Source organism: Mesorhizobium sp. M0166 (assembly GCF_040322255.1).
GTDB lineage: Bacteria > Pseudomonadota > Alphaproteobacteria > Rhizobiales > Rhizobiaceae > Mesorhizobium.
In genome coordinates, this window is the sequence record NZ_JAMYTD010000012.1 from 89824 (window position 1) to 115353 (window position 25530).

The 25530-nt window shown below is 63.1% G+C and carries 30 protein-coding genes; 18 read left to right on the top strand and 12 right to left on the bottom strand.

Annotation, left to right across the window (positions count from 1 at the left end; all coding sequences use genetic code 11):
- Positions 1-51: 51 nt before the first annotated feature.
- The gene (locus NKJ46_RS15690; RefSeq protein ID WP_352665880.1) at positions 52-420 is read right to left on the bottom strand and encodes a DUF5330 domain-containing protein; all 369 of its coding nucleotides are present in this window, start codon (positions 418-420) and stop codon (positions 52-54) included.
- 519 nt (positions 421-939) lie between these two features.
- Between NKJ46_RS15690 and NKJ46_RS15695 the strand changes: the two genes are divergently transcribed.
- From NKJ46_RS15695 to NKJ46_RS15705, 3 genes are all read left to right on the top strand, one after another.
- The gene (locus NKJ46_RS15695) at positions 940-2685 is read left to right on the top strand and encodes a sensor histidine kinase (RefSeq protein ID WP_352665934.1); all 1746 of its coding nucleotides are present in this window, start codon (positions 940-942) and stop codon (positions 2683-2685) included.
- Positions 2660-3433, top strand: a complete 774-nt coding sequence (locus NKJ46_RS15700; protein WP_352665881.1) for a peptidoglycan-binding domain-containing protein — start codon at positions 2660-2662, stop codon at positions 3431-3433. The genes NKJ46_RS15695 and NKJ46_RS15700 overlap by 26 nt, the downstream gene beginning before the upstream one ends.
- 95 nt (positions 3434-3528) lie before the next feature.
- Positions 3529-3876 (top strand): DUF1491 family protein, encoded by a 348-nt coding sequence (locus NKJ46_RS15705; RefSeq protein WP_352665882.1) that lies wholly within the window; start codon positions 3529-3531, stop codon positions 3874-3876.
- Positions 3877-3886: 10 nt separating this feature from the next.
- Here NKJ46_RS15705 and NKJ46_RS15710 read toward each other — a convergent pair whose 3' ends face one another.
- Positions 3887-4897, bottom strand: coding sequence for a DUF2336 domain-containing protein (locus tag NKJ46_RS15710; RefSeq protein ID WP_352665883.1), 1011 nt, complete (start codon positions 4895-4897; stop codon positions 3887-3889).
- Between the two features lie 187 nt (positions 4898-5084).
- On the opposite strand from NKJ46_RS15710, the gene NKJ46_RS15715 reads away from it, so the two are divergent.
- Positions 5085-5270, top strand: coding sequence for a hypothetical protein (locus NKJ46_RS15715; RefSeq protein WP_352665884.1), 186 nt, complete (start codon positions 5085-5087; stop codon positions 5268-5270).
- 14 nt (positions 5271-5284) lie between these two features.
- Here NKJ46_RS15715 and NKJ46_RS15720 read toward each other — a convergent pair whose 3' ends face one another.
- The 4 genes from NKJ46_RS15720 to NKJ46_RS15735 all read right to left on the bottom strand — a co-directional run bounded on the left by NKJ46_RS15720 (position 5285) and on the right by NKJ46_RS15735 (position 9652).
- Positions 5285-5833, bottom strand: coding sequence for a DUF1254 domain-containing protein (locus NKJ46_RS15720; RefSeq protein ID WP_292658433.1), 549 nt, complete (start codon positions 5831-5833; stop codon positions 5285-5287).
- The gene (locus NKJ46_RS15725; protein WP_352665885.1) at positions 5826-6410 is read right to left on the bottom strand and encodes a DUF1214 domain-containing protein; all 585 of its coding nucleotides are present in this window, start codon (positions 6408-6410) and stop codon (positions 5826-5828) included. Before NKJ46_RS15725 ends, NKJ46_RS15720 begins: the two co-directional genes overlap by 8 nt.
- Positions 6411-6506: 96 nt before the next feature.
- The gene (locus tag NKJ46_RS15730; protein WP_352665886.1) at positions 6507-8666 is read right to left on the bottom strand and encodes a transglycosylase domain-containing protein; all 2160 of its coding nucleotides are present in this window, start codon (positions 8664-8666) and stop codon (positions 6507-6509) included.
- Positions 8667-9076: 410 nt separating this feature from the next.
- The gene (locus tag NKJ46_RS15735; protein WP_352665887.1) at positions 9077-9652 is read right to left on the bottom strand and encodes a cupin domain-containing protein; all 576 of its coding nucleotides are present in this window, start codon (positions 9650-9652) and stop codon (positions 9077-9079) included.
- A gap of 19 nt (positions 9653-9671) precedes the next feature.
- Between NKJ46_RS15735 and NKJ46_RS15740 the strand changes: the two genes are divergently transcribed.
- The gene (locus tag NKJ46_RS15740) at positions 9672-10376 is read left to right on the top strand and encodes a TetR/AcrR family transcriptional regulator (protein ID WP_352665888.1); all 705 of its coding nucleotides are present in this window, start codon (positions 9672-9674) and stop codon (positions 10374-10376) included.
- 80 nt (positions 10377-10456) lie between these two features.
- On the opposite strand, the gene NKJ46_RS15745 is transcribed toward NKJ46_RS15740, so the two are convergent.
- The 3 genes from NKJ46_RS15745 to NKJ46_RS15755 all read right to left on the bottom strand — a co-directional run bounded on the left by NKJ46_RS15745 (position 10457) and on the right by NKJ46_RS15755 (position 12781).
- Positions 10457-10618, bottom strand: a complete 162-nt coding sequence (locus NKJ46_RS15745) for a hypothetical protein (RefSeq protein ID WP_352525670.1) — start codon at positions 10616-10618, stop codon at positions 10457-10459.
- A gap of 78 nt (positions 10619-10696) precedes the next feature.
- Entirely contained in the window at positions 10697-12316 is a 1620-nt protein-coding gene (gene groL, locus NKJ46_RS15750; protein ID WP_352665889.1) for a chaperonin GroEL, read from the bottom strand.
- A gap of 102 nt (positions 12317-12418) precedes the next feature.
- The gene (locus NKJ46_RS15755; protein ID WP_352665890.1) at positions 12419-12781 is read right to left on the bottom strand and encodes a co-chaperone GroES; all 363 of its coding nucleotides are present in this window, start codon (positions 12779-12781) and stop codon (positions 12419-12421) included.
- Between the two features lie 244 nt (positions 12782-13025).
- Here NKJ46_RS15755 and NKJ46_RS15760 point away from each other — a divergent pair, with 244 nt between their 5' ends.
- Together NKJ46_RS15760 and NKJ46_RS15765 are read left to right on the top strand one after the other, a co-directional pair.
- Complete coding sequence (locus NKJ46_RS15760) at positions 13026-13298, top strand: hypothetical protein (protein WP_292658482.1); 273 nt, start codon at positions 13026-13028, stop codon at positions 13296-13298.
- The gene (locus NKJ46_RS15765; RefSeq protein ID WP_254819951.1) at positions 13295-13561 is read left to right on the top strand and encodes a DUF1488 family protein; all 267 of its coding nucleotides are present in this window, start codon (positions 13295-13297) and stop codon (positions 13559-13561) included. Before NKJ46_RS15760 ends, NKJ46_RS15765 begins: the two co-directional genes overlap by 4 nt.
- 66 nt (positions 13562-13627) lie before the next feature.
- On the opposite strand, the gene NKJ46_RS15770 is transcribed toward NKJ46_RS15765, so the two are convergent.
- Together NKJ46_RS15770 and NKJ46_RS15775 are read right to left on the bottom strand one after the other, a co-directional pair.
- Positions 13628-13765 carry a hypothetical protein gene (locus NKJ46_RS15770; RefSeq protein WP_352665891.1) on the bottom strand — a complete coding sequence of 46 codons (138 nt, stop codon included), beginning with the start codon at positions 13763-13765 and terminating at the stop codon, positions 13628-13630.
- Positions 13766-13808: 43 nt separating this feature from the next.
- Positions 13809-14057 carry a hypothetical protein gene (locus NKJ46_RS15775; RefSeq protein WP_352665892.1) on the bottom strand — a complete coding sequence of 83 codons (249 nt, stop codon included), beginning with the start codon at positions 14055-14057 and terminating at the stop codon, positions 13809-13811.
- 234 nt (positions 14058-14291) lie between these two features.
- Between NKJ46_RS15775 and NKJ46_RS15780 the strand changes: the two genes are divergently transcribed.
- The 9 genes from NKJ46_RS15780 (at position 14292) to NKJ46_RS15820 (ending at position 22411) form a co-directional block, all read left to right on the top strand.
- Positions 14292-14702 (top strand): DUF3168 domain-containing protein, encoded by a 411-nt coding sequence (locus NKJ46_RS15780; protein WP_352665893.1) that lies wholly within the window; start codon positions 14292-14294, stop codon positions 14700-14702.
- Between the two features lie 374 nt (positions 14703-15076).
- Positions 15077-15376 (top strand): hypothetical protein, encoded by a 300-nt coding sequence (locus NKJ46_RS15785; RefSeq protein ID WP_352665894.1) that lies wholly within the window; start codon positions 15077-15079, stop codon positions 15374-15376.
- 64 nt (positions 15377-15440) lie between these two features.
- Positions 15441-16106 (top strand): response regulator transcription factor, encoded by a 666-nt coding sequence (locus NKJ46_RS15790; protein ID WP_023718390.1) that lies wholly within the window; start codon positions 15441-15443, stop codon positions 16104-16106.
- A gap of 10 nt (positions 16107-16116) precedes the next feature.
- Positions 16117-17529 (top strand): ATP-binding protein, encoded by a 1413-nt coding sequence (locus NKJ46_RS15795; protein ID WP_352665935.1) that lies wholly within the window; start codon positions 16117-16119, stop codon positions 17527-17529.
- 122 nt (positions 17530-17651) lie between these two features.
- On the top strand, positions 17652-18086 hold the full coding sequence (locus NKJ46_RS15800) for an RT0821/Lpp0805 family surface protein (RefSeq protein ID WP_352665895.1): 435 nt from the start codon (positions 17652-17654) through the stop codon (positions 18084-18086).
- 223 nt (positions 18087-18309) lie between these two features.
- The gene (gene ccmI / locus NKJ46_RS15805; protein WP_352665896.1) at positions 18310-19446 is read left to right on the top strand and encodes a c-type cytochrome biogenesis protein CcmI; all 1137 of its coding nucleotides are present in this window, start codon (positions 18310-18312) and stop codon (positions 19444-19446) included.
- Positions 19447-19449: 3 nt separating this feature from the next.
- Entirely contained in the window at positions 19450-19893 is a 444-nt protein-coding gene (gene ccmE / locus NKJ46_RS15810; protein WP_352665897.1) for a cytochrome c maturation protein CcmE, read from the top strand.
- A 71-nt stretch (positions 19894-19964) separates the two neighbouring features.
- Positions 19965-21953 (top strand): heme lyase CcmF/NrfE family subunit, encoded by a 1989-nt coding sequence (locus NKJ46_RS15815; RefSeq protein WP_352665898.1) that lies wholly within the window; start codon positions 19965-19967, stop codon positions 21951-21953.
- Positions 21950-22411 (top strand): cytochrome c-type biogenesis protein, encoded by a 462-nt coding sequence (locus tag NKJ46_RS15820; protein WP_352665899.1) that lies wholly within the window; start codon positions 21950-21952, stop codon positions 22409-22411. Before NKJ46_RS15815 ends, NKJ46_RS15820 begins: the two co-directional genes overlap by 4 nt.
- Positions 22412-22541: 130 nt before the next feature.
- On the opposite strand, the gene NKJ46_RS15825 is transcribed toward NKJ46_RS15820, so the two are convergent.
- Entirely contained in the window at positions 22542-22811 is a 270-nt protein-coding gene (locus tag NKJ46_RS15825; RefSeq protein WP_352665900.1) for a CopG family ribbon-helix-helix protein, read from the bottom strand.
- 185 nt (positions 22812-22996) lie between these two features.
- Between NKJ46_RS15825 and NKJ46_RS15830 the strand changes: the two genes are divergently transcribed.
- Both NKJ46_RS15830 and NKJ46_RS15835 read left to right on the top strand, forming a co-directional pair.
- Positions 22997-24553, top strand: a complete 1557-nt coding sequence (locus NKJ46_RS15830; RefSeq protein WP_352665901.1) for a Do family serine endopeptidase — start codon at positions 22997-22999, stop codon at positions 24551-24553.
- A 301-nt stretch (positions 24554-24854) separates the two neighbouring features.
- Entirely contained in the window at positions 24855-25529 is a 675-nt protein-coding gene (locus tag NKJ46_RS15835; RefSeq protein WP_352469008.1) for a response regulator transcription factor, read from the top strand.
- The last annotated feature ends 1 nt before the right edge of the window (position 25530 follow it).

The window sequence follows — 25530 nt, forward strand, 5'->3', positions numbered from 1 at the left end:
CCGAAAGCGAGTAGCCTTGCGGTCTGGCGATGGATTCGGCCGAAAACCGTCTCAGTTCTTCGCCGGCAAATGCAGTTTCGCCGGCAAATCGACTTTCGCCGGCAAGACCATTTCCTCGGGCACGCTGCCGGTAGTCGTCACCGTATCGGGTTCAGCGGCCTTGTCGTCCAGCATGGCGGCCGCAATCTTGGCGGTCTCCTTCGCCCGGGCGGTGATGGTGTGCATTGCCGATTTGCCGGTCTCGCACACGTCCGGCTTGCGCTCGCAGATACCGGCGATGTCGCCGACGGCTTCGCGCGCGGCAAACAGCGCCTGGAGCGGCCCGACGCTTTCGCGGCCCGCATCATCGGCGCCGACACCCAGTGGGAGCGCCAGAAGCACCAGCGAAAACCAGAAAGCAGCTCTTATCAGAAAGCCCATCTGTCTGTCCTCTATGACGGTCGTGCCTCCGAACCGCACGACCCTTGTACCGCGATACTGGCACAGACGCGCAAAGGACGGCTTGTCCCGAAAGCAACAGTTTTCCTCAAATTTTAGGCAGATTCGAAACGAAGCGTTTTGAAGTTCATTAGCCTCGAAAGGCTCAGATTTTATTCAGCAAATGATAACCGTCCAACCACTTGTTTTTCCTCGTTATTTTTTGCATTGGTGACAGTTTGATGCCATCGGCCGCAACGCCAGGCGCGGGCGGTCCGGATAACGCTCCGTTTACTATGGCGGCAATTGCCCCGGTTTTTCCCCGCCGGTATCCCGATATTTGCAGCCTGCCGGGGGACGATCGGTCCAGCCTTATCCATTCCTTAAACGCTGGATGCGAGTTTCGGATCGACAAAAGCCGCCTGCAAAGCAGGGCCGTTCAGGACCGGGTGCGTTGAGTTGAGTGCGATCAAGGCCAGATACGCCGAGTTGCCGGGCGCGATAGCCGCCGGTTGCGAACGGATGGTTCATCCGTCCGTGCTCGGCCAGAGCGATCGTCGCCGCCACAGCCGGTTCATTGGCGTCATGCTGGCGACCCCTTTCTTCAGCGCGGGTGCAGCGGTGACGCTGGTCACGTCGGGCATGGGTGCGGCCGTGACTGTGGCTGCGATCTTTGCGGCGTTCGGCCTTTGCTGGTTCGCCGCCCTGCTGGTGGCTGCATCGGGCAAGATGACTCTGGCCGGCCAACTCGCCTTGGTCGTCGGCAGCGTTGCGCTCGGTGCCCTTATCGCTGCTGCCGGCGGTGTGGCATCGCCGGTTGCCCTGCTCGCGGTGGCGCTGCCGTTTGAAGCCTGGTGGATCGGCCAGTCGCGCCGTGCCGTGATCTGGGGCGCCATATCGGCCTTTGTCGCAGTCTTGCTGCAGCCTTTAGCCGGTTCCGTCTTGCCGCTCGACCAGACCGAAATCGCCGCATGCCACTGGCTGGTACCACTGGCCTGGGCACTCACGCTCATTCCGCGTATCGCTCCGCTTCGTGGCGCCGCCAGCGCACAGCTCGATCCGGCCGGCAGCGACCGGCTCGAAGACCTCATCGACGCCGTCGTGCTGCGAATCGCGGCGCATGGCGAGGTTCTGGACGTCTCGGCCAAGGCACGCACGATGCTGAGGCTGCCACCGGAGTTGCTTTTCGGCACCGGACTTTTCGATCGCATCCATCTGTCCGACCGCGTCCCGTATCTCAGTGCGCTGGCCGATATGCGCGATGGCGCCCTGTCGCGCCGGCTCGACCTTCGCGTCCGGCTGCCGCAGAGCAGCGGCGTGACAGCCGACAATTACCGGCCGTTCTCGCTCGAGATGATGCGCGCGCCGGCGCAGGGGACTGTCTTTACGCTTCTTCTGCGCGAGAACGATGAACTGGCCGGACTGCGCCAGGAGCTTGCCGCCGCCAATGAGGCGGCTGCCTCCGCCGAGGTGGCAAAAGGACGTTTCCTTGCCGTCGTCAGCCATGAGTTGCGCACCCCGCTCAATGCGATCATCGGCTTTTCCGACATGCTGCTGCACGAGATGTTCGGCAGCTTCAAGGATCCGCGCCAGAAGGAATATGTCGGGCTGGTCAGGGATTCGGGCCAGCACCTGCTTGCCGTCGTCACCTCAATACTCGACGTGTCGCGGATCGAATCGGGCGCCTACGCGACCGAACCGGAACCGTTCCGCTTCCGCGAAGCGGTCGAGATGTGCCAGTCGATGATGTGCCTGCAAGCCGAGGCAAAGGCCATCGATTTGCAGGCCCAGATCGCGCCGGACGCAGGCGAAATAAATGCCGACCGTCGCGCCGTGCAGCAGATCCTGATCAATCTTGTCTCTAACGCGATCAAGTTCACGCCCGAAGGCGGCAATGTCGTCATCGGCGCCAAGCGCATCGGCTCGCGGCTGCATTTCTGGGTCCGGGACACCGGCATCGGCATCGCCGAGGAAGATTTCGCCAATCTCGGCAAGCCGTTCATGCAGATCCAGAACGACTATACCCGCCGTTTCGAAGGCACCGGGCTCGGGCTTTCGCTGGTGAAGGGGCTGGTGGCGCTGCACGAAGGCACCATGTCGATCGAAAGCATGCCGGGCGAGGGCACCACGGTGACGATCAGCCTTCCCGTGAGCGGCCCGACGGGCCGCTCGGGGGAGAAGACCGGCGTGGTGCCGATGTCCGCGGCCAAAGTCAGAGCGGACGGTGGCAAAGGGGAGAGCAATGGGTCGCTCCGCAAAACAGCCTAAGGCGGTCAAACGCCGCGGCAATGCCTTCGAGCACGGAGCGATGGCCCTGGGCAGCCTGATCTCGCGCAATCCTGTTGTGGTCGGCGGCTCCACCGCGTTCCTGGTGACACTGTTCTACGTCTCGGCGAACGCTCTTTGGTACCAGCCCTTTCCGCATGCCGGCGCGTTTTTCGCCACCAGAAGCATCGAGCGCTTTCCGCGGGCGGACAGCGACGAGCCCGAAACCACCATCAACATCGTGCGTCCGGCCGCTGCGCCGATCAAGAGCGACCCGGTCGTCGAACAGGTCCAGGGCATATTGAAGGATCTCGATTTCTATTCCGGCACCGTCGACGGTATTCCCGGACCGAATACGCGCAAGGCCATCCAAGCCTATCAGCAGAAGGTCGGATTGAATGCCTCCGGCGAGATCGACGGCGTTCTGCTGGATCAACTGGGCGCCACGCCAAAGACCGCGGCCGTGGTTCCGCATCCCGTGCCGCGGCCGGTCGAAACGGCCGCTGCTCCGGCCGCCATTCCGGTGTCCGCACCGGCAAATGCGGCAGCGCAAACGCCTGATCCGCGCATCGTCAAGATTCAGGCCGGACTGAAAGCGTTCGGCAATGACGACATGCAATTGGATGGCGTCGTCGGCGCGCGCACCAAGGCGGCGATCAAGGAATTCCAGGCGCTGTTCGGCCTGCCCGAGACCGGCGAGCCCGACGAAATCGTTTACGTCAAGATGCGCGAGATCGGCCTGACCAACTGAGGGTCGTGACGGCCGCTTGGCGGTAGGCTCGGCAAAGACCGTTTACGGTCTTCCGGCCGATGCTGTAAGGACCGCCGCATGTCCAGGAATTTCTTATGCGCGTAACCACCGATCTGTGGGTGTCGGCGCTGTTGCGCCGGGTTTTCAGCTCCGGCGGCTTTGCCGCCGTGGTCAAGCGCGGCGCGACGGAAGCCGGCGCGGTTTTCGTGCTAGCGCGGGGCAGGCTGGGGGAGATGGCGCTGTTCGGGCCGGCGCCGCAGACGAGCTACGATTCGGCCAGGCCGGACGACCGTTTTTTCAGCCTGCTTGGCGAAGGCGACGATGCCGCCATCTTTGACGCGAGGCTGGAGCGCGAGAAGAGATTCGATCCGGATATCTGGGTGGTCGAAATCGAGGCGGGCGCCATTCCCGTCGAGGAGCTTATCTCGGTCAAGGCGTCGTAACGGCAAGCCTTCAGACGCGACGCGCCTTTGGGGCGGCGGTCATATCGGCGTTGTTCGGCTTGCGCAGGTCGGCATTTGCGGCGACGCGCCCGGGCTTGCGAACGATTTTCGACACGGTGTCTGCCTTCCAGCCGCGGAGCCTATCCAATGCCGCGTCGCGGTGCAGCAGGCGGTAGCGGTCGAGGAAGATGCGGATCGCCTGCGGGTGCGGAAACGCGGTCGGATAGATTGCGGCCGTGATCAGGAACGCCTTGTCTTCGCTGAGGTCGAGCGCGCGCAGGGCGGCCAGCAGCGGCGCGTAGTTGTGGCTCACGGTAAGCGTCCGCGCCGTTGAAAAATCGACTTCGAGCGCATCGGCGAGCGCTGTCTGGAAGAACGCCGCATTGCCGGTCAGTGCGGTTTCGCGCAGCTTGACGTAGGTTTGCGGCTCGACGAACGAACCGATGGCGGTGCCGCTCTCGGCGCGCATCATGGATCGCAGCCTGTGGCGGACAGTTTCGGCGGCGGCATCGGAAGCCTCCTGCCTGTTGGCATCGGCCGCAACCACTTCGGCGTTTTCAGACGCGGCGTTGGCAGTCGCCTCGGGCTGCTGCGACCGTACCAGCGTCGGCCTTTCGAGCACTTTGATGAGATCCGCGATCGTTTGATTGAGATCCTTGCGGCGGGCAATAGCACGGGCATGCGGCAGGCCGTGACGCCCGATCAGCGCGATAAGGTCGACGTCGCTGAGGGCACGCGAGCGGATGAGCAGCGGAGCGGCGATGTCGACCCGCTCCTGGCAAAGCCGCCGCACCAGCGCGGCGGGTGCATATTCGCATTCGGAAAGGGCTGCCGCGACGTAGCGGCGCGATTCGACCGAGACATTATCGAACAGCGGCAGCGTCAGATCTTCGAGCTGCGCGATCTCGCGGCGCGAAGGGCGGGTGAGCGAACAGAATGCCGACACGGCGGCGCGAAACAGCCTTTCGGCCTTTCCCGATTCAGCTCCTGCTGCGATTTGCCTGAAATCCGAAGCTGACACGAAGGATACGCCCGACACTCGACACGATCTGGACAGCGCTCTGCCGGGCTGTACCGGTTTCGCGTTTCCCAAGAACAAAGATCAATTTAGCGGCGATCCGTTAGCGCTCCGTTAACCTACTGCCTTCTTAATCGACTACGGAGGCGTTGCGTTGTGCTCCGGGGCAACCGAGAGGAATACGCGAACCATGGGCATGGTACTGTCTTTCGTGCCGCGAACGGCGGCAACCAATCGAGCACAACAAACCGCGCCGGCGGCAGTGATCATCTTTCCCGGGGTGCGCTACGAGCAGCGGCCGCTGACGGGCGACACGCGGCCGGCCGGCCCCGACAAGCCTGGACCTTCGGGGACATTGCCGGTACCTCATCACTGAGCATCGGAACCGGCTTAAAAATCCTGCAGTTCGCAGGAACTCTGTTCGAGAAACCGCGAGACGATCGGCTTCCAGCTGTCGTCGGGCACGAACGAACGGATGACGAAGACGCCTTCCTCTATCGGCGCCTCGACGAAGATGGCCCCTTGCAGTTCCTCGGGAAGATCCTTGCGCACCTCGATCATCTGGGCGGGCGTCAGCACAACGGTGTCGAGCACGCCTGCGGTCGCGCTGTGGTCGTTGAACGAGTAGATGTTGTGGCCGCCGCGGTCATAGACCGATATCGACCAGAACGGCACCTTGCCCGGCGCCTTGACCCGCACCATCCCCTCGGCAAGGTCGAAGCGGCAAGCCGCCGCATAAAACAGCGGATCGACCGATTTCACCACCGGCGCGCCGCCGGCTTCCGCGTCGAGCCTGGTCATCTTGTAGAGATCCGAAGCCATGGCCAATCGCGACCAGGCGTCGCGTTCGGAAAACTCGGGGACGAGCAGCAGCACGATGATGTGCACGATGCCGGCGCCGAGCAGGCCGAGCAGCACGGCGTGCAGCAGGCTACGCATTGCAGCCGACCTTCTGGATCTGCGGCAGCGTTACGTCCGAGAGACCGGTGCTGCTGGCGATCGGCGTGTCGTAGAACGTAAGCACCAGGTACATCTTGCCGGCGCCGCTGGTCAGCAGCCAATTGCCGGGCGCAGGGCGGCTGCCGACGGAAATGACCACCGAATTGTCAGCCTGGCGCAGCACTTGATAGGACTGCAGCGCAGCCAGCCTCGGCTTGCCGGTCCCGACCACGCCAAGCGACTGGTCGGCGGCATAAAGCGTCCAGAACCGGGCGGTGGGAAAGCCGCCCGCAATCTTGTAGGCACATTGCCGCTTGAGCTGTTCGCCGCCGGAATCGCGCTCGGCTATGAAGGACAGTCCTTCCGCCTGTCCGAGCGCCAGCACGCCTTCGCGAGCCACGCGGGCCTTCGAATAGGGATCTGCCGTCGGCGTGCCGATATCCGGGAAGGCGGTCCATTGGCCGATCCTGATGGCGCCGACGCCGTCCTGCAGCTTCAGTGCATACCAGACGCTGCCGCCACCGCCGACGACGGCGATGGCAATCGAGAGCAGTGTCAGGAAGGCGTTCTTGAGCATGAGGAGGCAGGGAACCGAAGGCCGGGACTGAAAGATTGCCGCTCGGGGATATCGCGGCGCAGGGCCTTGTGGCAAGCGGCCTCGCGGAATTGGTCGTCACAGCGCCGACAGGGTCTCCGGCGCAGCGGGCGCATCGAGCACGGGTGCCGCATGGAACAGCTTGGTCAGTTCCTTCAGGGTCTGGGTGGTCCGGCTGGACAGCACCGGCGGACGCTCGGCGGCGGCATCGGCTGCTGCCTGTTCGGCGTTCTTCTTTTCCGCTTCCTTGGCCTTGGCGGCGATTTCGGCATCGACGAAGGGGTGATCGAGGCCGGGGATCGGTCTGAGGTCGATATTCTGGTGCGCATAGAGCATCAGCCGCTGCCACACCATGGCCGGCAGCGTGCCGCCGGTCATCTTGTTGGTCGCGGTGAAGTCGTCATTGCCGAGCCAGACGGCAGCCGTGTAGTTGCCGGTAAAGCCGACAAACCAGGCATCGCGGTAGGACTGGGTCGTACCGGTCTTGCCGGCGACGACGATGTTTGGAAGGGCTGCGCGCCGGGCAGTGCCGATCACCGGAACGGCAGCCAGCATAGTGTTCATGTATTTGAGCGCCTGCTCCGACAGCACCCGGTGCGGCGGCGGCGCATCCTTGGCGAAGTCGTAGACGACCTCGCCGGTACGAGTGAAGAGTTGGCTGATACCGTGCCGGGTTCCGGCAAAGCCGTTCTGGGCGAACACGCTGTAGCCCGTCGCCTGATCCATCACGGTCATGCCCGACGTGCCGAGCACCATGGTCTTATGCGATTCCAGCGGCGACTCGACGCCCATCGCCTCGGCCATCGCCTTGATCGGCTTGATGCCGAGATAATCCTTGGCCAGCCGCACCGGCACCGTGTTGATCGATTTGGCCATCGCCGTGATCAGCGTGACGTTGCCGGCCGACCCGCCATTGTAATTGTGGGGCGACCAGCTGCCCCAGGAGATGGGTCCGCCGGAAACCACCGAATCCGGCGTGAAGCCATGCTCCATCGCTGTCGCATAGACATAGGGCTTGAACGAGGAGCCGGTCTGGCGAAGTGCCTTGGTGGCGCGGTTGAACTGGCTGGCGCCGTAGTCGCGGCCGCCGACGATCGCCCTAACCGCGCCATTGGTCTCGATGACGACGATGGCGCCCTCGGTGACGTTGTATTCCTTGCCGAACTGGCGGAGGTGGAACTCCATCGATTCTTCGGCTGCCTTCTGGATGTTGGCGTCGAAGGTGGTGTGGGCGACAAGCGAGTGCGGGCCGCCATTGGCGGCGATCTTCTTGACCTCGTCGAAGGCCCAGTCGAGATAATAGTCGGGGCTCTTCTGCTCGCCACGGTCGACGATTTCGGCCGGGTGCAATCTTGCCTGCAGCACCTGGCCTTCGGTCATGAAGCCGGAATCGACCAGGTTGGACAGCACCACGTTGGCCCGCGCCCGGGCAGCGGGCAGGTTTATGTGCGGCGCGTATTTGGTCGGCGCCTTGAACAGGCCGGCCAGCATCGCTGCCTCGGCGAGGTTCAGGTCCTTGACGCTCTTGCCGAAATAGAAATCGGCTGCGGCCTCGATGCCGAATGTGCCGCCGCCCATATAGGCGCGGTCGAGGTAAAGCTGCAGGATTTCCTTCTTCGACAGATTGGCTTCGAGCCACAGCGACAGGAAGGCTTCCTTGATCTTGCGCTCGAACGTCCGTTCATTTGTCAGGAACAGGTTCTTGGCCAGCTGCTGGGTGATGCTCGATCCACCCTGGACGACGGAATTTGCCCGCACATTCTCGAATATGGCGCGCGACAGGCCGAGCACATCGATGCCGTAATGGTCGAAGAAACGGCGGTCCTCGGTGGCCAGCACCGCCTTGATGACATGGTCGGGCATCTCGTCGACCGGCACCGAATCGCGTTGGATAATGCCGCGCTGGCCGATCTCGTTGCCGTAGCGGTCGAGGAAGGTGACGGCGAAGTCGCCTTGCGTGCGCCAGTCGCCGGCGGTTATCTGGAAGGCCGGCAAGGCCAGCGCCAAAAGCACGACGATGCCGCCGGCACCGAGCGTAAAGCCTTCACTCAACAGTTCGATCAGGCCGCGGCGCCAGCCGCCGACGCGGAAACGCCGCGAGAAGATGGTCGCCGCCTCCCAGAACTGGCGCGCCCTGAAGCCGACTTCGTAGGCCGAGGAATCGATCCACGCATCCACCGCCAGCAGCCTTGCGGCGATTGGACCTCTTCTCTTGCGTGGTTCCAAAGGACTGGCCATTCCAGGATCCGGCTGCGGCGATGCCGCCAACTGAGAAACCGCATGCCGGCAATTTCACGGCGGCGCGCCGCTATGACTATTCGTCCATTTTGGCGCTGCCTACAAGGGCGATGAAGATGAGGGCGATGAAGATGAGCGGGAGGTTTGTCGAAGGGAAGACGGCTCCCGTGCGGCGTCAGTGAGATGCTGACGGCCCTGCGCGAGAGGCGCCGGTGCGCGCCGTCATCCGCTTCGTTGCGACGGTCGTCAAGAACCGTGCCGGGCTGATCAGCGGCGAGACGCGATAATGGCCTGGTACCGCCGCCCGCACACCCAGTGATTTTCAGCGGAATCAGTCAAACCTTCGCGGGTCTGCTGCAGCGGCCTGCCGTCGCGAACGGCATGCACTCGCAAGGCGATCAGGCGTGTATCTATTTCTGCCGTGCGACCGTTGCAGCGGCGGTGCGTGCGGATGTCAGTCCAAATCGGGTGCAGAGGCCTGGAACACTATCGAAGTCCATATCCAGTTCGTACTTCCGCAAAAGTTCGCCCGACTTTGTTCTGTCTGGCCAGATGACGGCCAGTTCGCGGAAATAGTTCTCGAAGCCAGCGGGCGAAATCACCTCGATGATTTCGCACTGCGTGTCGCCCGCGTTCCAGAACGTATGCCATTCGCCTCGCGGCTTGAACAGCCATGTGCCCGGCCCGGCGGTAACAACGTTCTCTCCAAGCAACGCGCCCAAACTGCCGCTCAGCACATATGAATATTCGTCTTCACGGTGATGCCGGTGCAAGGGCGCGGCCAGCGCACGAGGGGCGAGCGGATGGTGCACGATGGAGAAGCGCTCCCCGGTGTGGAATCCGTCTATCTTCCAGTGGATGCCGAAACCGCCCAAGTCAAAGCGGTCACCAGCTCCAGGCAGAATTGTGATGGGGTCCGATGAATGGCTGTGAGGCGAGTAAGCCGTCGCACGTTGGAGGCTTGGATCAGGCACTGCGCGTTCCATATCATCCTCCTGAAAATGGGTGTACGCTGCCGATCACCCATTTCTACGAGCCATTCACACCCAAGTCAATATCGGTGATCATATGAGTTCACTGAAAGAAGGCCAGCGTCGCTCATACCGGCTGCAGCGACGCGCGATCAAGCAGGCCGAGACCCATCTTGCGCTCACCCGCGCAGCATTCGATCTGCACAGTTCGGTGGGTCCATCGCGAACGACGGTGAGCGCCATCGCCGAGAAAGCGGGGGTGCAACGGCTAACCGTCTACCGCCATTTTCCCGACGAGGAAGCGGTCTTCAATGCTTGCTCGGCATATTCGTTCGGCCAGGACCCGCCCCCCAACCCTGAAGCCTGGCGATCGATCGTCGAACCGGAAGTCCGGCTCCGGACGGCGCTTTTCCAACTGTACAGCTACTACAGGCGCAAGCGGCAGCTCCTAGCCAATTTGTATCGCGATGCCGAAATGCCGGTTGTCGCTGCCGCGCTGGCCCGCCGGCGAGAGGTTCTCGCAAAAGGCGTCGCGATCCTTTCACAAGGCTACCTCGACCCGGATGGCGGAACTGCAAGGTTGCTCGTTGCCGCGATAGGACATGCGCTGGACTTCACGACCTGGCTGTCGCTTGTCGAGAACCACGGCCTCTCTGACGAAGAGGCGGTGGAAACCATGCTCGTCCTCGTCCGCAGCGTCAGGTCGAGTTTGCGGGATGCCGAGGTAACAAGCCGTTGACTTGACAACCGTCGGCGCTGGAAACGGATGCCTGTAGACTTTTAGCCGCCGGTCTCATGATCTGACGCTGATCTCGCGGATCACATGGGACGCTTGTCCGCGATCTTTTTCGGGTCGCGGCCTATTGTGCCGGCGTCGGCTTTCCTGTGCTTGTCGGCAAGCCTGCGAATGCGATCGAAGCGGCTTTCCTCGGCCACTTTGGTCTTCGCCGCCGCATTTGGCTTCGGGACGAATGCGATCATGGATCGATCTCCTTGCCGAGGGGCACGCCGGGGAAGATACCCCGGCGGCTGTCTTTCAGGCTTGTTTCCGGCAGCTGGTCAATAGCCCATGCCGCCGGTCGAAGCAGCGGCTTCCTTGGCTGAAACGTCGGTGATCATGGCTTCAGCAGTGATCAGGAGCGCCGCAATGGAGCCCGCGTCCTGCAGCGCCGTCCGCACCACCTTAGCGGGGTCGACGATGCCGGCCTTGATCATGTCGACATAGACTTCGTTCTGGGCATCGAAGCCCTGGTTGTGGTCCTTGCTATCGGCGAGCTTGCCGACGACGATCGAACCTTCGACGCCGGAATTCTCGGCGATCTGCCGGATTGGCGCTTCGAGCGCTCTCGACACGATCGAAATGCCCGCCGTCATATCGGCATTGGCTCCGGTCAGCCCGTTCAGCACAGCCCTGGCGCGCAGCAACGCGACGCCGCCGCCGGGAACGATGCCTTCTTCGACGGCGGCGCGCGTGGCGTTCAGCGCATCGTCGATGCGGTCCTTCTTTTCCTTGACCTCGGATTCGGTGGCGCCGCCGACGCGGATGACGGCAACGCCGCCCGCCAGCTTGGCGAGACGTTCCTGCAGCTTCTCCTTGTCATAGTCGGAAGTGGTTTCCTCGATTTGCCCCTTGATCTGCTGGACGCGCGCCTGAATCGTGGTCTTCTCGCCGGCGCCGTCGATGATCGTGGTGGTGTCCTTCTCGATCAGCACGCGCTTGGCGCGGCCGAGCATGTCTATGGTGATGTTCTCCAGCTTGATGCCGAGATCCTCGGAAATCATCTGTCCGGCGGTAAGCACGGCGATGTCTTCCAGCATCGCCTTGCGGCGGTCACCGAAGCCAGGTGCCTTGACGGCCGCGACCTTGAGGCCGCCGCGCAGCTTGTTGACGACCAGCGTCGCCAGCGCTTCGCCCTCGACGTCCTCGGAGATGATCAACAGCGGCCTGCCGCTTTGCACCACGGCTTCGAGGATGGGCAGCAGCGCCTGCAGATTGCCGAGCTTCTTTTCGTGGATGAGCACGTAGGGGTCTTCCAGCTCGGCGCGCATTTTTTCGGCATTGGTGACGAAATAAGGCGAGAGATAGCCGCGATCGAACTGCATGCCTTCGACGACGTCGAGTTCGGTTTCGGCGGTCTTGGCCTCCTCAACGGTGATGACGCCGTCATTGCCGACCTTGTCCATCGCCTTGGCGATCATGGCACCGACGCTGGTGTCGCCATTGGCGGCAATGGTGCCGACCTGCGCGATCTCGCCTGAGGACTTGACCTTCTTGGCTCGGGCCTGGATTTCCTTGACGACGGCGCTGACGGCAAGGTCGATGCCGCGCTTGAGGTCCATCGGGTTCATGCCGGCGGCGACGAATTTGGCGCCCTCGCGCAGGATGGAAGCGGCAAGCACTGTGGCGGTGGTGGTGCCGTCGCCGGCGAGGTCGTTGGTCTTCGAGGCCACTTCGCGCACCATCTGTGCGCCCATGTTCTCGAACTTGTCGGAAAGTTCGATTTCCTTGGCCACCGTCACCCCGTCCTTGGTGATGCGCGGCGCGCCATAGGCCTTGTCGATGATGACGTTGCGGCCTTTGGGGCCGAGCGTCACCTTGACGGCGTTGTTGAGGATTTCGACACCGCGCAGCATGCGGTCACGCGCGTCGGTGGAGAATTTGATTTCCTTGGCAGACATGATTTTTTCCAGTTCGGTTGGTCGTGGCAAGACGCTTGCAGCGCGCCTGAATCAAAGCTTGGAGCATCCTTTGCGCGCCCGGTTGGGCGCGCGGCATTCCAATCAGGCGGCCTTCTTGGCAGCCACGCTCTTGGCAATGATGCCCATCTCGCTCTTGTCGATGATGCCCATCTCGCTCTTGTCGATGATGCCCATGATGTCGGCCACCTTCATGATCAGAAGGTCCTCGCCGTCTATCTTGACCTCGGTGCCGGACCATTTGCCGAACAGGATGAGGTCGCCGGCCTTGACGTCGAGCGCCATCAGCACGCCGCTTTCGTCCCGCGCACCCGGCCCGACGGCGATCACTTCGCCTTCCTGCGGTTTCTCCTTGGCATTGTCGGGGATGATGATGCCGCCCTTGGATTTGGTGTCGCTTTCGGCGCGCCGAATGACGACGCGATCGTGGAGTGGCCGGAATTTCATGGGGACTCTTTCTGGGGCCGGCTTAGGCGGCCGCCCCTCTCTATAGGCGCTCTGGCACTCGATTGATAGGAGTGCCAAAAAATATTCATAGGGCATGTCAAATATTGAATGTATTATTTTGCTTGGCCATCCCCCGGTGTTCGGGGCCTTGCCGAATATTAATGAAATTGAATTTCTGTCCTTGAACACCTATTTTACGGTGAAGCTCACATTCACGACTTTCGCTGCAAGGGAGATTTTACCGATGGCCGAAGGCAATCAGAACATCATGGAAAAAGCTCAGGCTCGCTTCATGGAAAATCAAAAGAAAACAGCGGAGCGGAACAAAGCAACTGCCGAATATCTCTCGGAGGCGAAGGCCAGGATGATCAAGACGGCGAAGCTGAGGGAATTGCGACTGGCCAAGGAAGAGGCGGATCGCGCGGCGGCAGCTCTGAATCCGGTCGCCCCAAAGAAGAAGCGGGCGGCGCGGACAGTCAAGCATGCCGTATCCGCATCGACGGAGGCCAAATCATGAGCCTGACATTTCCCAATCCCAGCCGCAGCTACGACGAGGCAAGCAAACGCATCCGCTTCGTCGGCCATGACGGCATGTTCCAGATTTCCTTCTCGGTCGCAACCGATGCCATCTCCAAGATGCAGCCGGGAACGGCGGCCTCGGAAGCTACCTACCTGGCGGCATTCGACACGGCTTCCAACTCGATCCACGATGTTGCCAGGAATGCCTATGCCCGCACCCGCAGGAGCATATATGTGCTGACTGCGGCCGATTTTCGCTAGATCCGTCGCGATCCGTCCACAAGACGCTTTCTCGGCGCTTCCGGTCCGCCTTCGCCCGCCGCGATGTCACGACTGTTCAGCCGATCGACCGCCCGCATCGCGCGTGTTTATGCCGACCATGGGTTGCTGCTTGAGCTCGACCGGCTGGCCGGTGACGGTCCAGCAGTGAGAACGTTCCATACGCAGCGCGTAGCGGTTTGCCATCTTGGCGTCCTTTAGTTCCGCCCGATCGATGAGTGTCGCTCGGTCAGGCTTGGGCGACGAAGAATACTGCCGCCAGGACAAGCACCGTCCACAAAACGACGGACAGCTTCAGGGCCAGGCTACCGTGCGCCGAGAGCACCTCCCGCGTGCGGTTGACCAAATTTTCGATGGTCATCGACATGGTCGGCGCCGCAATCGCGACCGTCGGCGCCCTGAACCCAAGCTTTCCGAAAACAGGCAGCAGCGGTGGCTCGCGTACGAAAACGACCTCGAATGTTTGGAAACCAGACATCTTCATAGCATCGTTCTTCGAACTCCCTGCATGCCAAATGAATTCGCGTCACTCTCAAGGGCGTCCGTGGCGCGAAAGGCCGCGGGATCGCGGGTTGCAGGAGTAGGGCTTATTCCTGAGAGCATGAAGGTTCATAATCCGCATGAGACGCGCTGATTCGAGCTTTGCCGGGATGCCTTCATGCAACGCAGCTACGCAGCCGGGAGGTCGACGCGACGGGCGAAGGGAAAGACGATGACCGCGCCGGCCGTCGAATTGCAGAGGGCCATATTCGAGGCAGTGAACGGCGATCCCGACCTGTCGGCGGCACTGGGCGATGCAAGACTGTTCGACCATGCGCCGGAAAATGTTGCGTTCCCCCACATGACCTTCGGCCGCACCAGCGTCTACGATTGGGCAACGGGGATGGAGAACGACACAGAACAGTTGCTGACGTTGCATGTCTGGTCGAAATCAGAGGCCAGCAAGGAAACCAATGACATCATGGACCTGGTCAGCACCCGCCTGCGCGATACGGCACTCTCGCTTGGCGGACATCGCCGCGCCCACCTCAAGCTCGAATTCGCTGAAGCCCGCTACGACGAGGACCTTTCGGCCCATCACGGGCTGCTGCGCTTCCGCGCCGTGATCAAGGACGAGGGCTGACCACCGGGCACCTTTTCGCAAATCGGGCAATTTTGTTCTTGCTTTGTGCCGGCAGCTATGCTACTAATTCAACTATGGTGCTGATGGCGCCAGCGACCCGCCGCAGAGGCGGGTTTTTTGTTTCAGGTTCGGTTCGCCTGAACTGCCATCGGTTGCCTTGGGCCGGATGCTTCGTCCTCCCAAATGGTCCTGCCCGCCAGATGATGCCGGTTGTCGGCGAAGGATTGGAGGGCTAGGTTAAACATTGGCGATTTCGCGGGGCCGGGCGGCGAAATGGCAATCCGGTAATCTCGCGCTTCAGGGGTGTGGCGGGCATGCATTCGAGCGTTCACCGTTCATATCACGTTCAGCACCGGCGCGTTAGAACGCTGGCCATGAAAACCCTTCGCTTCCACTTCCGGACCGCGGCACTGGCGCTCTCAGCCGCCGGCCTGCTTGCGTCGCAAGCGATGGCGATCCCCGCTGTCGCGCCCGAGTGGACTCAGCCAGTCGTCCTCGCCGCGTCCGACTGCTACGCGATCGGCCAGCAGGTGGCGGAGCAGAATGGCGGCACCTTGGCCAAGGCCTCGCAGTCGACACGCGGCGGCCAGCCGGTCTGCGTCATCGTCGTGCTCGTTCCGGGCAAGGATGGGCAGCGTCCCCGTCGCTCGGAGATCGTCGTTCCGCTGAACTGAACCGTGCCGTTTCCCAGTCTGCCGGAATCGGCCTATATCTGAACAGCTTCAACAGGCCTTCCGCATGCGCGTACTCGTCGTCGAAGATGACAAGGATCTCAACCGGCAGATCGGCGACGCGCTGGTCGATGCCGGCTATGTCGTCGACCGCGCATTCGACGGCGAGGAAGGGCACTTTCTCGGCGACACCGAGCCCTACGATGCCGTGGTGCTCGATATCGGCCTGCCGCAGATGGACGGCATCAGCGTGGTCGAGCGCTGGCGGCGCGGCGGCCGCAAGATGCCGGTGCTGATCCTGACGGCACGCGACCGCTGGAGCGACAAGGTTGCCGGCATCGACGCCGGCGCCGACGACTACGTCACCAAACCTTTCCACATCGAGGAAATCCTGGCCAGGGTGCGCGCCCTGATCCGGCGTGCTGCCGGGCATGCCTCGTCCGAGCTGACCTGCGGGCCGCTGCGTCTCGACACCAAGGCCTCCAAGGCCGACGTTGACGGCGTGCCGCTGAAGCTGACCTCGCACGAATTCCGCCTGCTTGCCTATTTGATGCACCATATGGGCGAGGTCGTTTCCCGGACCGAACTGGTCGAGCATCTCTACGACCAGGACTTCGACCGCGATTCCAACACGATCGAGGTCTTTGTCGGACGGCTTCGCAAGAAGATGGGCATCGACATGATCGAAACTGTTCGCGGCATGGGCTACCGCATGCGTAAGCCGGAGGCGTAACGCGGAACCGCTGCCTACAAAACCCGCCGTCTCGAACACGCCGTCGCTGCGGTCATGGCCGCGTTCGGTGGCGTTTCGCGTCATCGCCTTTTCCACGGTCTGGGCGATCCTCACTCTGGTCGTCATCTTCACCTTGATCACCACGCTTTATCGCCAGGCTAGCGAGCGCGGTTTCGACAGCCTGCTTTCGGCGCATCTGTTCAACCTGATCGGCTCGGTCGGCGTTTCCGAAAGCGGCCAGTTGACGGGCGCCCCCGACCTTGGCGATTTGAGGTTCTCGGAGCCGAATTCCGGTTGGTACTGGTCGGTCGAGCCCGCCTCGGAAGGTGTGCACGGCGATCTCCATTCGTCGTCGATGACCAAGGCGATCCCGTCGCCAAGCGTTGCCGAGGTGCCCTTCAATGCCAGCTTCCAGCGCAGCTATTCAGCGGACGGCATCGAAGGCGAACAACTGGAGGTGTTCGAGAGCGAGTTCGTCCTCGATGCGAAAAACCGCGCCGCGCGCTTCCGTGTCATGGGCAACCAGACCGAGCTCGAGCAGGAAATCGCCACCTTCCAGCGGCGCCTTTTGACCTATCTGTCGCTGTTCGGCGTCGGCATGATCGCCATCAATGCGATTGCCATCCTGCTCGGCCTGCAGCCGCTGCGCCGGGTGAGGAACGCGCTTGCCATGGTGCGCGAAGGAACCGCGCAGCGCCTAGACGGCCGTTTCCCGGCCGAGATCGAACCGCTCGCCAACGAGACCAATGCGCTGATCGAGAACAACAGGCGCATCGTCGAGCGGTCGCGCACGCAGGTCGGCAACCTGGCGCACTCGCTGAAGACGCCGCTTGCCGTGCTGCTCAATGAGGGGCGGGCGCTGGGTGGCGCCAAGGGCCAGCTGATCGCTGAGCAGGCTGCCTCCATGCAAAAGCAGGTGGACCACTATCTGCAACGTGCCCGCGTCGCCGCGCAGCGCGACAGCGTCGTCTACCGGACGCCGGTGACACCGCTGGTCCAGCGCATGGTGCGGGTGCTGCAGAAGCTCAACCCGCAGACAGCGCTGTCGCTGTCGCTGCCGGCCACCGACATCGTCTTTGCCGGCGAACGCGAGGATCTGGAGGAACTGCTCGGCAATCTGCTCGACAATGCGATGAAATGGGCAAGGAGCGCCGTCGCCGTTTCCGTCAAGCCCGTTGCCGGCAAGGAAGGCGCGGCCAATCTGTTCGAGATCAGCATCGAGGATGACGGCCCCGGCATTCCCGACGACAAGGCGCGCGAGGTGTTGCAGCGCGGCCGGCGTCTCGACGAGACAAAACCGGGCAGCGGGCTCGGACTTGCCATTGTCGCCGACCTTGTCAACGAGTATGGAGGCGTTCTGGCGCTGGAACGATCCGTCATGGGTGGATTGAAGGCGATGGTTCGGTTGCGGAGCCTTCAGTAATGCTTTTCCAGATTGCTTTTCCTGGTGGCCGGCTGCGGCCAAATTTCCGACAAACATCGACATTATGGCCGCGTCAGCCTGCTGACAGCGCGGCGGTCCAGCTCAAGAAAGCCGGTATTGGCATGAAGATTCGCGTCGCGCTCGTTTCCGCCCTGCTCGCCGTCTCCGGCTGCACGACGCTCGGCAAGGGCCCGGCCGTTACGGCGACGCCGGCCGCGACGCCCCCCAGCGGCGCCAAGGTGGCGACGACAATCATCTCCGCCATGGGCGGCGGCCTCGTCGGCAGCTCGATCGGCGCCGGCCTGAGCGAGACCGAGAAGCGCAGCGCGCTCGAGGCGGAATACAAGGCGCTTGAATACACGGCGAGCGGCCAGAAAGTGGCTTGGAAGAGCGACAGTTCGGCCCATCGCGGCGAAGTGGTTGCCGCCCAGCCCTATCGCGTCGGATCGCAGGACTGCCGGCAATACACCCATACGGTGTTTACCGGCACCGCTAGCGCCACCGCCCGCGGAACCGCCTGCCGCAATGCCGACGGCAGCTGGACGCCGCTGACGTAGCTGGTCCGGCCGTCGATCCGCCGATTCCGGTCCGGCACTAAAGCGCGGCGCGTTCGACCGGCCTCGTGCGACGCGCTTTAAGTTCTTGTTTTGATGCATGGTCGTTATCGCAAAACCGCTGCACACTTTTGCGCGACATGCATTATCGATCGGAGCGGCCCCGCCAAAGCGTCGCAGCACGCTTGTGTTGGCAGGGCAAGGGTCTCGTTCTATTGGAAGAGCCATGCTGTTCTGGGTCATAGCCGCAATCCTGACGCTGGGCGCAAGCCTGGCGGTGCTGCTGCCGTTGACCGGCGGCTCGAAGAACGCGTCCGCTGCCGGCGATCACGACCTTGAAGTCTATCGCGACCAGCTGGCCGAGCTTGACCGTGATATGGCGCGTGGCCTGATCCAGCCAATGGAGGCCGAAGAGGCTCGCGCCGAAATCGCCCGCCGCATCCTTCGCCTGAGCAATGCCGGCCAGGCCGGCGACACGGCGACGCAGCCGTCGCGGTCGGCAAGGCTGGTGGCGACGGCTGCCGTGCTGGTTGTTCCGCTGGTCAGCTGGGGCCTCTATGGCCAGCTCGGCTCACCCGACCTGCCGTCGCAGCCACTCAGCGAGCGCCTGGCCAAGAACCCCGCCGACAGCTCGGTCGACGAGCTGATAGCCCGCGCCGAGGCGCACCTGGCGGCCAACCCATCCGATGGCCGCGGCTGGGACGTGCTGGCGCCGGTCTATCTGCGCATGCAGCGATACGCCGATGCGGTGACCGCCTATCGCAATGCCATCCGCCTCGACGGCGACAGCGCCGCCCGCCAGGCGGGTCTTGGCGAGGCGATCGCCAATGCGGCCGGCGGCATTGTCTCGGCCGAGGCGCAGGCGGCGTTCGAGGCGGCGTTGAAGCTCGATCCGGCCAATCCGAAGGCCTCGTTCTATCTCGCCATGGGCATGGCACAGGAAGGCCGCTTAGCTGAAGCCACGGCGGCCTGGCAAAAGATGCTTGCCGCCTTGCCGCAGGGCTCGCCGTGGCGCGGCGCCGTCGAGCAGGCGCTGGCCGAATCCGCCGTCCGCAGCGTCGCTTCGGAAACGCCTGCGAAAGGGCCGAGCGCCGAGGATATCGATGCTGCCTCCTCGATGTCGCCGCAGGACCGGCAAGCCATGATCAGCACCATGGTTGCCGGCCTCGACGAAAGGCTTCGGCAAAATCCGCGCGACGAGGAAGGGTGGATGCAGCTCGTTCGTTCCTATGCCGTACTGGGCAAGACAGATCAGGCGCGTGATGCGCTCAATCGCGGTATCGCCGTCTTTGGCGCCGACAGCGACCAGGCCAGGAAATTCACCGCCTTTGCCGCCTCGCTCGGCGTGACGGCGACGGAGTAGACGATGACGCGCAAGCAGAAACGACTGTCGGTGATCGCCGCGGGGCTGGCGTTTCTCGGTGTTGCAACCGGACTGACCTTCTATGCGCTTGGCCAGAAGGCCTCCTATTTCTACATGCCGGCCGATCTGGCCACCGCCAGCCTTCAGCCTGGCCAGCGCATCAGGCTCGGAGGTCTCGTCGAAAAAGGCACAGTAGAGCGTAGCCAAGGCGCCACCGTCGCCTTTTCGGTGACCGACAACCAGAAGGACGTCAAGGTTACCTATACCGGCATTCTTCCCGACCTTTTTCGGGAAGGGCAAGGCGTGATCACCGAAGGCTCGTTCGGCCCTGACGGGGTCTTTGTCGCCGATAGCGTGCTGGCCAAGCATGACGAGACCTATATGCCCAAGGAAGTGGCCGACGGCCTCAAGGCCAAGGGCGTTTGGCAGGAGAGCAAGAGTGACTAGGAAGGTTCCGCAAAAGTGTTCCACGGTTTTGCGGCAAGAACCTGCGGCAAGATCTAGCGAGCGCGGCGACAATGGTTGAAACCGGACATTTCGCCCTGGTCCTGGCGTTTGCACTGGCCTTGGTGCAGACGATGGTGCCGCTGTTCGGTGCGCGCACCGGCAACCACAAGATGATGGCCGTCGGCGCACCGGCCGCGCTGACCGGCTTTGCCTTGACGGCGCTGTCTTTCGTGGCGCTGGCGACCGCCTACGCAGGCTCCGATTTTTCGGTTGAGAGCGTCTGGGAGAACTCGCATTCGCTGCAGCCGCTGATCTACAAGATCACCGGAACCTGGGGCAATCACGAAGGTTCGATGCTGCTCTGGGTGCTGATCCTGACCTTCTTCGGCGCGCTTGTCGCCGTCTTCGGCGGCAATCTTCCGGCGACGCTCCGGGCCAATGTGCTTGCCGTGCAGGGCGCGATCGGCGCCACTTTCTTCCTGTTCATCCTGACGACGTCGAACCCGTTCGTCAGGCTCAATCCGGCGCCTATCGAGGGCCGCGATCTCAACCCGATCCTGCAGGACCTCGGCCTCGCCATCCATCCGCCGCTGCTCTATCTCGGCTATGTCGGTTTCTCGATCTGCTTTTCCTTCTCGGTCGCTGCCCTCATCGAGGGCCGCATCGACGCTTCGTGGGCCCGCTGGGTAAGGCCGTGGACATTGGTTGCCTGGATGTTCCTCACCGGCGGCATCGCCATGGGCTCCTACTGGGCCTATTACGAACTCGGCTGGGGCGGCTTCTGGTTCTGGGACCCGGTCGAGAACGCATCCTTCATGCCGTGGCTGGCGGGCACGGCGCTGCTGCATTCGGCGATCGTCATGGAAAAGCGCTCGGCGCTGAAGATCTGGACGCTGCTTCTGGCGATCCTGACCTTCTCGCTGTCGCTGCTCGGCACCTTCCTGGTTCGCTCCGGCGTGCTGACCTCGGTGCACGCCTTCGCCACCGATCCGACGCGCGGCGTTTTCATCCTCTGCATCCTGACGCTGTTCATCGGCGGCTCGCTGGCGCTGTTTGCCTTGCGCGCCTCCCGGCTGACGGCCGGCGGCCTGTTTCACCCGATCTCGCGCGAAGGCGCGCTGGTGCTGAACAATCTGTTCCTGACCACCGCCACCGCCACCGTGTTGGTCGGTACGCTCTACCCGCTCGTCGTCGAAGCCCTGTCTGCCGACAAGATTTCGGTCGGCGCGCCGTTCTTCAACCTGACATTCGGCCCGCTGATGGTGCCGCTCTTGGTCGTCGTGCCGTTCGGGCCGCTGCTCGCCTGGAAGCGCGGCGACATTTTCGCGGTCGCCCAGCGCCTAATGGCGGCTTTCGCGGCGGCGCTGCTCGCCGTGCTGGTGACGGCCCTGTTCATCGATGGCGCATCGGTGTTGGCGGCACTTGGTGTCGGCGTTGCCTTCTGGCTGATCTGCGGCGCGCTCACCGATCTCGCCGTCAAATCCGGCTTCGGCACCGTCGCGCCCGCCGCCATGCTCAGGCGCTTCGCCGGCCTGCCGCGCTCGGTCTTCGGCACAGCGCTTGCGCATCTCGGCCTCGGTCTGACGACGCTCGGCATTGTCGGCACGCTTTGCTTCGGCACCGAAAAAATCTTGGCGATGCATGCCGGCGAGACCGTCGAACTGTCCGGCCACAAGCTGCGCTTCGAGGGGCTCTACCCGGCCCAGGGGCCTAACTACAGTGAGGATCGCGGCCGCTTCGCCCTGCTTGGCGCCGACGGCAGCGTCACCGGCGAGATCACCTCGGCCAAGCGCTCATATCCGGTGCGCCAGATGACCACGACCGAATCCGGCATCAGGACGATCGGCTTCAGCCAGCTCTATCTTTCGCTTGGCGACGAGGGCAGCGATGGCTCCGTGGTCGTTCGTCTGTGGTGGAAGCCGCTGGTGACGCTGATCTGGGGCGGCGGACTGGTGATGATGGCGGGCGCGGCGATGTCGCTGCTCGACCGTCGCCTGCGCGTCGGCGCACCGTCGCGCCGCAAGGCCGCGGCCGCCGTGCCATCGGCGAGCCCGCAATGAGCAGGGTCACACTGGCCTCGCTGATCCTGCTGCTGGGGCTGTTGTTTGCCGGCGCCGCGCAGGCGGTCAAGCCCGACGAAGTGCTCGCCGACCCGGCGCTCGAGGCGCGGGCGCGCGCTTTGTCGGAAGGCCTGCGCTGCATGGTCTGCCAGAACCAGTCGATCGACGAGTCCGATGCCGACCTCGCCCGCGACCTGCGCATCCTTGTGCGGCAGCGCCTGGTCGCTGGCGATACCGACCAGCAGGTGATGGACTATGTCGTTTCGCGCTACGGCGAGTTCGTGCTGCTGAAGCCACGCTTCAATCTGCGCAATGTCTTGCTCTGGGGGACGCCAGTTCTTCTGCTGCTCGTTGGCGGGACGTTCATGCTGCTGGCCGCCCGCTCGCGCCGCTCTGTGGCGACCGCTGCGTTAACTGCCGAGGAACAGGCGGCGCTGGACAAGATGCTGGATAGCTAGTCCGCTAATCCGGCCATTCCTCCGGCGGCCAGTCGCGCGACGTGTCTGGCGGCCGGGCTCTCTCGTGCGACGAAGGCGACTTGCTGTTTAATGTCGTCCAGTGCTTCGCGCGACCAGGCGACGAACCGCTTCACGCCTTGTCCGCGCGCTTGGCTTCCACCGCTTGGATGATGGCGTCGATTTCCGCCATGGCTTCGTCGTGGGACATGACACGGCCGGCTGCCGCGTCGGCCATGCCGCCTTTGATACCTTCGATGATCTCAAGCTCGCGATCGACATAGGCCGAAACCGCCTCGGCCGCGAGGACGGATTTACTGCGCCGAGTGACAGCGGCGATCTGCTCAAGCTTCAGCTTGGTTTCGGACGAAACCCGAATCGTGATGGTGGCGTTTGCTGTCACAGTGAAAGCCTTGTGCTGAATTGATAGGGCACCGGACGGGCACGACCAGAGATTTATGCGCCTTTGTCGGTGATACATTACGAAAGTTTCATGTACCGGAAATGGCGCCGTAATGTGCGGCTCGCTATTTCCTTTGTCGAGGATGCCAATCAAGGGGCGTCCCTTGAAAAGAGGATACGAGAACCATGAATGTTGCCCCCAATTCATATCTTCGCACCCGCAAACGCCTGCTGGCCGCAGCCGCATCCCTGGCCATTGCCGGCGCGATCGGCTTTGGTGCTGTTGCCACCGGGACAGCCCCGGTGCTGGCCGATGCCGTACGTGTCGAGGCACCCCAGGTCCCGAGCTTCGCCGATGTGGTCGAGCGCGTTTCGCCGGCGGTCGTCAGCGTCCGCGTCAAAGCCAAGATCCAGTCGACGGCCGATGACGGTTCCGGCCAGATGGACGACGAGGACGGCCTAGGCAATCTTCCCGACAATCCGCAGCTGCGCCGGTTCTTCCGCGAATTCCGCGGCTTTGGCGATCAGGGCGGCGATCAGGGCCCGAACGGAATGCGCCGTTTTGGACACCGTGACCGCAACAACGACCAGCCGCGGCCGGTGGCGCAAGGGTCCGGCTTCTTCATCTCCGATGACGGCTATCTCGTCACCAACAACCACGTCGTCGAGGAGGGCACCGCCTTCACCGTGGTGACCAATGACGGCAAGGAACTCGACGCCAAGTTGATCGGCACCGATCCGCGCACCGATCTCGCCGTGCTCAAGGTCGATGACGGCAACAGGTTCACCTATGTCGACTTCGCCGATGATTCCAAGGTTCGCGTCGGCGACTGGGTGGTGGCGGTCGGCAATCCGTTCGGCCTCGGCGGCACGGTTACCGCAGGCATCGTTTCGGCCCGCGGCCGCGATATCGGCGCCGGCCCTTATGACGACTTCATCCAGATCGATGCCTCGGTGAACCGCGGCAATTCGGGCGGCCCGACCTTCAACCTCAACGGCCAGGTCGTCGGCATCAATACCGCGATCTTCTCGCCGTCGGGCGGCAGCGTCGGCATTGCCTTCGACATTCCCGCTTCGACCGCCAAGCAGGTCGTGCAGGATCTGATGAAGAACGGCACCGTGCAGCGCGGCTGGCTCGGTGTCGAGATCCAGCCGGTCACCCCCGAAATCGCCGAGTCGCTTGGCCTTGGGTCCGGCAAGGGCGCGCTCGTTGCCAGCGCGCAGGACAACGGTCCTGGCAAGAAGGCCGGCATCACCGCCGGTGATGTGATCACCCAGGTGGACGGCAAGGACGTTGCTTCGCCGAAGGAACTCGCCCGTCTGATCGGCGCATACCCGCCCGGCAAATCGGTCGATGTCACCGTGTGGCGCAACGGCAAGAGCGAGGCGGTCAAGGTCGATCTCGGCAAGCTGCCGACGAACGATAAGCAGGCCTCGGCCGACCAGCAGCCTGCCCCAGCGCCGAAGACCGACACGCTCGCCGATCTCGGCCTGACCGTCACCAAGTCCGACAATGGCAAGGGCCTTGTGGTGACCGATGTCGACCCCAACAGCGATGCCGCCGATCGCGGCATCCAGCCCGGCGACGTCATCACCTCCGTCAATTCGACGGAAGTGAACGGCACCGGCGACGTCGACAAGGCGATGGCCGACGCGGTGAAGTCCGGCCGCAAGGCGGTGCTGATGCAGATCACCCGCGACGACAGCAACCGCTTCGTTGCGCTGCCTGTCGCCAAGGGCTGACGACCGGTTCGACTTTTCCGGTGCGGCGGTTTTCAACACCCCCGAGCCGCCGCCCGGGAAAGCACGGGGCCTGAATACGTTAGTCAGTCATCGTGTTCCGCCCCAGCGGCAGCGGGCTTCCCATCGCCCGCTGCCGCTCGAACATGCCGCTCAAGGCGTGAAGCGGTTTTAGGCTACGACATGCTAAAACAAAGACTTACCGCGTATCCCTGAATCACTTTGTTCGCGATACGCCATGGAGAAGGCCACGATGCATATGCCGGCCACTCAATCTTCCAGCGAAATCGCGTATAACGGTTCTATGAAGATTCTCGTCATAGAAGACGATCGCGAGGCAGCCGACTATCTGCAGAAGGCGTTCGCCGAGGCCGGCCATACCGCCCATGTCGCGGGCGACGGCGAAACCGGCTTCGCGCTCGCCGATTCCGGCGACTATGACGTCATGGTCGTCGACCGCATGATGCCGCGCCGCGACGGCCTGTCTGTCATCGCCGGGCTCAGGTCCAGAGGCAATACGACGCCCGTGCTGATCCTGTCGGCGCTGGGCGAAGTCGACGACCGGGTCACCGGTCTGCGCGCCGGCGGCGACGACTATCTGACCAAGCCCTACGCCTTTTCCGAACTGCTCGCCCGCGTCGAGGTGCTGAACCGCCGCGCCAGCGCCAGGGAAGCCGAAACCGTCTACCGGGTCGGCGATCTCGAACTCGACCGGCTGTCGCACTCGGTGCGGCGCGCCGGGCGCGAGATAACGGTGCAGCCGCGCGAGTTCCGCCTGCTCGAATATTTGATGCGCCATGCCGGCCAGGTGGTGACGCGCACCATGCTGCTCGAGAATGTCTGGGACTACCATTTCGATCCGCAGACCAACGTCATCGACGTTCATATCTCGCGGCTGCGAGGCAAGATAGAGAAGGGCTTCGACAAGCCGATCCTGCACACGGTTCGCGGCGCCGGCTATATGCTGAAAAGCGGCTAGA